The organism is Clostridium chromiireducens (assembly GCF_002029255.1).
GTDB classification, from domain to species: domain Bacteria; phylum Bacillota; class Clostridia; order Clostridiales; family Clostridiaceae; genus Clostridium; species Clostridium chromiireducens.
Map to the genome: position 1 here is coordinate 1 of NZ_MZGT01000145.1, position 4503 is coordinate 4503.

General features: G+C 30.3%; 2 protein-coding genes, 2 tRNA genes, 2 rRNA genes and 1 pseudogene. 6 read left to right on the plus strand and 1 reads right to left on the minus strand.

Annotated features, from left to right (window positions below; translation table 11 throughout):
• Window positions 1–8: 8 nt before the first annotated feature.
• The 5 genes and pseudogenes from rrf (CLCHR_RS23820) (at window position 9) to CLCHR_RS23840 (ending at window position 1867) form a co-directional block, all read left to right on the plus strand.
• Window positions 9–125: ribosomal RNA gene (rrf, locus tag CLCHR_RS23820) — 5S ribosomal RNA — on the plus strand.
• A 7-nt stretch (window positions 126–132) separates the two neighbouring features.
• Window positions 133–208, plus strand: a tRNA-Lys gene (locus CLCHR_RS23825).
• 304 nt (window positions 209–512) lie between these two features.
• Window positions 513–1460: pseudogene (locus CLCHR_RS23830) on the plus strand (L-lactate dehydrogenase).
• Window positions 1461–1669: 209 nt separating this feature from the next.
• Window positions 1670–1786, plus strand: a 5S ribosomal RNA gene (gene rrf / locus CLCHR_RS23835).
• Window positions 1787–1791: 5 nt separating this feature from the next.
• Window positions 1792–1867 (plus strand) — tRNA-Lys (locus CLCHR_RS23840).
• A gap of 200 nt (window positions 1868–2067) precedes the next feature.
• Here the strand turns inward: CLCHR_RS23840 and CLCHR_RS23845 are convergent.
• On the minus strand, window positions 2068–2817 hold the full coding sequence (locus tag CLCHR_RS23845; RefSeq protein ID WP_079442426.1) for a signal peptidase II: 750 nt from the start codon (window positions 2815–2817) through the stop codon (window positions 2068–2070).
• Between the two features lie 217 nt (window positions 2818–3034).
• Here CLCHR_RS23845 and CLCHR_RS23850 point away from each other — a divergent pair, with 217 nt between their 5' ends.
• A complete protein-coding gene (locus CLCHR_RS23850; RefSeq protein ID WP_079442427.1) occupies window positions 3035–3844 on the plus strand; it encodes a pyruvate, water dikinase regulatory protein in 810 nt (269 codons plus the stop codon).
• Window positions 3845–4503 lie beyond the last annotated feature (659 nt).

Genomic DNA, 4503 nt, shown 5'->3' on the forward strand with positions numbered 1-4503 from the left:
AACAAGCATCTCGTGATGATGGCATAGAGGTAACACTCCTTCCCATTCCGAACAGGAAAGTTAAGGTCTATAGCGCCGATGGTACTGCACGGGCGACTGTGTGGCAGAGTAGGACGTTGCGAGGTAAGATTTGCGTGATTAGCTCAGTCGGTAGAGCACCTGACTCTTAATCAGGGTGTCCAGGGTTCGAATCCCTGATGACGCACCAGAGTGAAGATTGTTAAAAATATTTAACAATCTTTTTTGTTTTACAAAAAAAGATTATCAGAATTTTAAATTTACCCACATATTTTAGATATATATACACAAAAACTACAATAGTTTTGTGAGTTAAATAAATTATTAGCGTTTTAATTGAAACTTATATTGATAAATGAAAGTTGCAATAATAATTTTTATAGCAGATAATACTTAGAGCAAATATATTAAAATAGATTAGCGTATGAATAAATGCTTATAATAGGAAGTATAATATAGATTTAAATGATAATTTATGAAGGAGAATTTTATATATGGGTTTAAAAAAGAACAAAGTTGCAATTGTAGGAACTGGATTAGTGGGATCTAGCACAGCTTTTAGCTTATTGACACAAGGTGTTTGTGATGAAATACTAATGATTGATATAAATGAAGAAAAGGCACTAGGAGAAGTGATGGATTTAAACCATTGTATCGAATATTTAAATAGAAATACAAAAGTTCTAAGAGGAAGCTACGAACGATGTAGCGATGTTGATATTGTTGTAATAACAGCTGGTGCACCTCCTAAATCTGGGCAAACAAGGATAGATACGCTAGAATTATCGGCAAGAATAGTAGAATCTATTGTCAATCCTATAATGAAGAGCTGATTTAAAGGGCATTTTATTGTTATTTCAAATCCTGTGGATATGATTGCATATCATGTTTATAAAATATCAGGCTTACCTAAGAGTCATATTATTGGTACCGGGACTTCCGTTGATTCTGCTAGATTAAAGAATTTTATTGGGGATCTATTAAATGTAGATCCACGTAGTGTGCAAGGATACTCTATGGGAGAGCATGGAGATTCTCAAATGGTACCTTGGTCTCATGTGACAGTTGGTGGAAAATCATTTTATGAAATATTAAGAGATAATAAGGATAGAGTTGGGGAAGTAGACTTAGATAGATTAGTCTTAGAAACAGCTAGAGCTGGTTGGGAAGTATATAATAGAAAAGGAACAACATACTATGGAATTGCAACTGCAACTGTTGGAATAATAAAGGCAATTATAAATGATGAAAATAGAATAATGCCAGTATCTACACTACTGGAAGGTGAATATGGAGCACATGATGTTTTCTGTGGGGTACCAGCAGTTCTAAATGCTGACGGAGTTAAAGAAGTTGTTGAAATACACATGACAAATGAAGAGTTAGATAAATTTAAAAAATCAATAGAGTTAATTAAAGAATATATAAAAAAAATAAATTAAAATTTAATTTCACAATAAGTGTTGACACAATAGATAATACTATGTATAATAATATCTTGTTGAGGCAAGTATTCGACACAATAGTGTAAGATGTAAAAAATTCTTACATTGAAGGTGAATTCAGAAAATACAAATTTTAAATTTATAGATTTAGTTATTAGATGATTTTGTTAAGTCCTTCAATATGTCTTAGACTTGAAACAATAAGATCTCGTGATGATGGCATAGAGGTAACACTCCTTCCCATTCCGAACAGGAAAGTTAAGGTCTATAGCGCCGATGGTACTGCACGGGCGACTGTGTGGCAGAGTAGGACGTTGCGAGGTAAGATGGTTCACTAGCTCAGTCGGTAGAGCACATGACTTTTAATCATGGTGTCCCGGGTTCGATTCCCGGGTGAGCCACCAATTACTTTAATAAAGTAATTTGTTTTAAAAACTTGCTTAGTATTTATATAAAAGAGCTTTTACTTTATGTAAAAGCTCTTTTTTACATTAGTATAAGAAATTAAGTTAATAACGCCTTAATTAGTAATATATTAAAATTTAGCTATTACTAATTAAGGCGTTATTTAATTTTTTCTAACATTGTTAAATAAGTATTTATTTTAGAAAGATTTAAATTTACTAGCAATATCGTATTTTACAAATAGTAGAAATCTTTTTAGTGATTGAATGTCCTCACTAAAAGATGTGTCATCATTTGATGATAGATATCCTTTGTTAAACATAGTAAGAGCAAAAAACAAGATACCCAGATTAATATATAGATCTTTTGTATCGGCAATAAATAAGTTACTTATTCCAATAAAATCTAAACTCCCACCATAAAATATTTTATCAACTAGTGAGCAGATTGCACCACAACTAACGAAAATGAAGCACATATCTGCCCAAAAGTCTTTATTTCCTTTATGTAAATAATACCTATATACTTCAATAAATAGAAAGATGGCTATTGTATTTAAGGCTATTAAAATTGGAAAGTTTACTGACGTGCCAAATCTAGCATTTAGCCATGAGCCATCAGTATTAATTATAGGTCTGAAATATAATATATTTTGGACTATAGAAAAATAATTGTTGAACCAGAATAATTTAATTAAAAATTTTACGCCTTGATCCAGTACGAAAAATAATAAAAATAATGTCCACAATATATTAGACTTAAAGCCAGATTCATACTTAATTCCTATTTTATAAGTAAATAAACCTACTAGTGCAAATAATAAAATTAATAATATATTAAAGAAAATTGTTTGAGAATCAGTAATTCTTCCTGTAATAAGCTCAAATAAGACATATATAGCCCACATAATGGGAAGAACACTCATAGTCAATACTTTTTTATTCTTCATATAAGTACCTCCAATTGTAATTATATTAATGATATATTAAAGTTTAACATATGCTATGAAAAAATTCACTACTATTAAAAGAGATAGGTTTGGGTTAATATAGAAATATAGAGAATGTAGATATGGAATTTATGAATATTGATAAAATATGTAGAAATAATATCAGACTAAGGTGTAGAAGATTATTAGAAAAACGTGAGAAAGAAGGTATAAGATTATGTTAACAATTTTAGCGGTATCAGATTCTATAGGAGAAACTGCGCATCAGGTCGCAGTTGCAGCAGCGAGCCAATTTACAGAAAAGGTTGATGTTAAACGAATTCCTTATGTAAAAGGGCTAGAGGATGTTGAAGACGTATTGAAAGTTGCAGATGAGTGTGAAAATACAATAATAGTATCAACAATAATAACAGTTAATGTTAGAGAGTATTTAACGCAAAAGGCAATGGAAAAAAATATTTCAGTTATGAATGTGTTAGGTCCGATAATCAATGTAGCATCTACTATTTTGAAAACTCATCCTACATATAATCCTGGTGCCATGAGGCAGACAGATGAGGTATACTTTAAGAGAATAGAAGCTATGGAGTTTGCAATGCAATATGATGATAGTAAGGATTATAGAGGACTAAAAAATGCTGATGTAGTATTAATAGGACTTTCGCGTACATCAAAGACGCCATTGTGCATGTATTTAGCTAATAAAGGTATAAAAGCAATAAATATACCATTAATGCCAGAAGTCGGTGTTCCGGATGAAATATATGAAATTGATAAAAAGAAAGTATTTGGACTTACTATAAATCCGCTTAGATTAATTGAGATTAGGAAAAGGAGGCTAGATAAGTTCCATAGAATTACATCTGATATTGAATATGCAGGGGATGCAAGAATTCTAGAGGAACTTGATTTTGCTGATAAAATAATGAGAAAGATAGGATGTAAAACTATAGATGTAACAGAAAGAGCTATTGAAGACACAGCATTGATTATTTTAGAGAAGATAGGGTATAACAATAAAAAATAATAATCAAGATGTGGCTAATAAATTATTGGTAATATTATATAGACTCTTATTTATGTTCTAGAGATAAGTTTAACTAATAGCATACAATTAGCTAAACTTATCTTATTTTATAACGGTTAAGGGACGTAATAAGATATTAAACAGAATTAATACATTTTTTAACCTCTTAGGATCTTGGGGAATCTAGAAGAAAAATAGATGACTATATATGAATTTTATAGATAAGACCAATATAACTAATCCTGGCGTATCCATATGAGGATAATGGAGAAATGTATGTATATATAGTATTATATTTAATATAAACTGGTTAAAATACATTTATTACGGTTTTAATATAAAAAGTATATGTGGTAAGATAAAAAACGTCGCTAAGAGACATAAAACATTTTGAAGGAGTCAACAAATAAGTTTAAAAAACTTTGAAAGATTTTGAAAAAAGATGTTGACAGGGTCGAAAGCAAGTGATATACTAAGAAAGTCGCTTGAGGGTGACAAGAAATAAAGTAAGTTACAACAATATGTTGTAAGAAAAATTGGTCTTTGAAAATTGAACAGAATATATAAATACATTTAAGTAAACCAGCAATTCTTTATTTGAGTAAGCTAAGATTAAACTTTTTATTGAGAGTTTGATCCTGGCTCAGGACGAACGCTGG